This window comes from Burkholderia sp. Ac-20392 (assembly GCF_017104585.1).
Taxonomy (GTDB): Bacteria; Pseudomonadota; Gammaproteobacteria; order Burkholderiales; family Burkholderiaceae; genus Burkholderia; species Burkholderia lata.
This window is the reverse complement of record NZ_JAAGPB010000781.1, coordinates 1-2,753: the sequence shown is the minus strand read 5'-3', so window position 1 is coordinate 2,753 and position 2,753 is coordinate 1. Positions and strand designations below refer to the sequence as shown.

At 66.8% G+C, this 2,753-nt stretch carries 4 protein-coding genes and 1 tRNA gene; 4 read left to right on the top strand and 1 reads right to left on the bottom strand.

Annotation, left to right across the window (positions count from 1 at the left end; genetic code table 11):
- On the top strand, window positions 1–779 hold a 779-nt coding region (locus G3N99_RS38150), incomplete at its 5' end, for a prolyl oligopeptidase family serine peptidase (RefSeq protein WP_206124958.1).
- 23 nt (window positions 780–802) lie between these two features.
- Here G3N99_RS38150 and xth read toward each other — a convergent pair.
- Complete coding sequence (xth, locus tag G3N99_RS38145) at window positions 803–1,579, bottom strand: exodeoxyribonuclease III (RefSeq protein WP_174941836.1); 777 nt, start codon at window positions 1,577–1,579, stop codon at window positions 803–805.
- A 183-nt stretch (window positions 1,580–1,762) separates the two neighbouring features.
- Here xth and G3N99_RS38140 point away from each other — a divergent pair.
- The 3 genes from G3N99_RS38140 to G3N99_RS38130 all read left to right on the top strand — a co-directional run.
- A tRNA-Met gene (locus G3N99_RS38140) sits at window positions 1,763–1,839 on the top strand.
- Window positions 1,840–2,046: 207 nt separating this feature from the next.
- Window positions 2,047–2,565, top strand: a complete 519-nt coding sequence (locus G3N99_RS38135) for a sigma-70 family RNA polymerase sigma factor (protein ID WP_206124959.1) — start codon at window positions 2,047–2,049, stop codon at window positions 2,563–2,565.
- The coding region (locus G3N99_RS38130) for a FecR/PupR family sigma factor regulator (RefSeq protein WP_206124957.1) at window positions 2,562–2,753 on the top strand (192 nt) is incomplete at its 3' end. The genes G3N99_RS38135 and G3N99_RS38130, both read left to right, overlap by 4 nt.

Sequence of the window (2,753 nt, the reverse complement as noted above, 5' to 3'; positions counted from 1 at the left end):
CGATCGTGCCGTACACGCTGATCGGGCCGCGCGATGCACTCGACGTGGCCGACGGCGCCCCGCGTGTCGCGCGGCCGTGCCTGCTGTCGGGCTATGGCGGTTTTGCGATCCCGAACCTGCCGGGCTACAGCGATGCGTTCGGTATCGGGTGGCTCGAGCGCGGCGGCGTGATGGCGTTCGCGCACATCCGCGGCGGCGGCGAGTTCGGGCCGCGCTGGCACGTCGATGCGCAGCGCGAACACCGCCAGCGTTCCTTCGACGATTTCATCGCGGTGGCCGAGGATCTGGCCGCGACCGGCGTGACGACCGCCGCGCAGCTCGGCATCGAGGGGGGCAGCAACGGCGGGTTGCTGGTTGCCGCGTGCATGGTGCAGCGGCCGGAGCTGTTCGGCGCGGTGCTCTGCCGCGTGCCGCTGCTCGACATGCGGCGCTATCCGAAGCTGCACGCGGGCGCGGCATGGCTCGACGAATACGGCGACCCGGACGATCCGCACGAAGGCGCGGCGCTGGCCGCGTACTCGCCGTATCACCGCGTGCGGGAAGGCGTCGCGTATCCGCCGCTACTGCTGACGACGTCGACGCGCGACGATCGAGTGCATCCCGCGCATGCACGCAAGATGGCTGCGCGCATGCACGCGCTCGGTCACGAACGGGTGTGGTACTGGGAGAACACCGACGGCGGCCATGGCAGCGCCGACGATCTGGAACGCGCGGAAGCCGATGCGGCGGAATTCGGGTTCCTGTGGTCCCATCTCGGGCCGGCGCCCGCGCGGCGCTGAACGCGCGCGGGCGGATTGAACGATCAGCCGACGACCGCGACGACGGGTGTGTGGTCGGACGGCTGTTCCCACGTGCGCGGCGTGCGATCGACTTCGCACGACGTGCAGGTTTCCGCGAGCGCCGGCGACAGCAGCACGTGGTCGATGCGCAGCCCCGCATTGCGGCGGAACGCCATCATCCGGTAGTCCCACCACGTGAAGGTCTTCTCCGGTTGTTCGAAGCGGCGGAACGCATCGACGAAGCCGAGCTCGATCAGCTGCGCGAAGTGGGCGCGCTCTTGCGGCGACACCAGGTTCTGGCCTTCCCATTTCGCCGGGTCGTGCACGTCGCGGTCTTCCGGCGCGATGTTGTAGTCGCCGAGCAGCGCGAGCTTCGGGTAGCGCTGCAACTCGGTGCGCAGCCATGCCTGCAGCGCGTCGAGCCATTGCATCTTGTAGACGAACTTGTCGGAGTCGGGCGCCTGGCCGTTCGGGAAATACGCGGACACGATGCGCACGCCGTCGACCGTCGCGGCGACCACGCGCTGCTGCGGATCGTCGAAGCCGGGGATGTTGCGCACGACGTCCGCTTCGTCGACGGTCAGCGTGTCGCGCGCGAGGATCGCGACGCCGTTGTAGGTCTTCTGGCCCGTGAACCAGCTGCGGTAGCCGGCGGCTTCAAGCTCGGCGCGCGGGAATTTCTCGTCCGGCAGCTTCAGTTCCTGCAGGCACAGCACGTCGGTTCCGCTTTGCGCGAGCCAGTCGAGCACGTGCTGCTTGCGGACGTTGAGCGAGTTGACGTTCCAGGTGGCGATTTTCATGAACGGGAGTGTGCGTGCGGGGTGAATGCGAAGGCCGCCATCTTACCGCGAGCACGCGGCGCGAACGCGTGCATCGTGCGGGGCAGGGGAGGTGCCGCGCGCAGCGGTTTCAATGAACCGAGAAGAAATTGTGACAAAAGTATTGACGTGAGTACTCCCTCACCCTATAATTTATTTCTCTGACGCGGGGTGGAGCAGTCTGGCAGCTCGTCGGGCTCATAACCCGAAGGTCGTAGGTTCAAATCCTACCCCCGCAACCAAGCACACCAGACGATGTGCAGCGCAAGTGACCGATGCGCGCTTCGTCGACAGGAACCCGGCCCCGTGCCGGGTTTTTTGTTTTCCGGCCGCGGAAACGTCGTCGCCGGCACGGATTCGTGCTTGCCAGTCTCGCCTCCCGTCTCATAAAATTAATGAGAATCATTATCATTAATGGGGCGCTGCGCGACCACGCGGCGTCGGGGAACATGGGCGTCATCGACAGTCATGCGCAGCGGGGCTTCCGTGCGCTCTACAACGATCATCACGGCTGGCTGCGCGGCTGGCTGCGCAAGAAGCTCGGCAATGCGTGCGACGCGGCCGATCTTGCCCACGACACCTATCTGCGCGTGCTCGCATCCGGCACGACGCCTCAACCCGTCGATTCGCGCCGCTACCTGACCCAGATCGCGAACGGACTCGTGATCGATCTCTATCGGCGGCGGCATATCGAGTCGGCCTATCTCGACACGGTTCGATACTTGCCCGAGGCCGAAGCGCCTTCTCCCGAAACACGCGCGCTCGTGATCGAGGCGCTGTGCGAAATCGACGCGATGCTCGATCGCCTGCCCGCCAACGCACGCACGGCGCTGCTGCTGTGCAAGCTCGACGGCCTGACCTATCGCGAGATCGCCGCGCAACTCGGCGTATCGGTGTCGTCGGTCGAGAAGTACGTCGCGTCCGCGCTACGCGCGTGCTATGCGGCGCTCTACGGGAGCGCACCGTGAGCGGGCGGCAGGGCGATGCATTGCCCGACGCCATCGTCGAGCAGGCGATCGGCTGGCTTGCCCGCCTGTGGTCGGGCGATGCGACCGACGACGACCGGCGCCGCTGCGCGGCCTGGCGCGCCGAACATCCCGACCATGAGCGCGCGTGGCAGCGGCTTGCCGGCATCGACGCGAAACTCGGCAGCGTA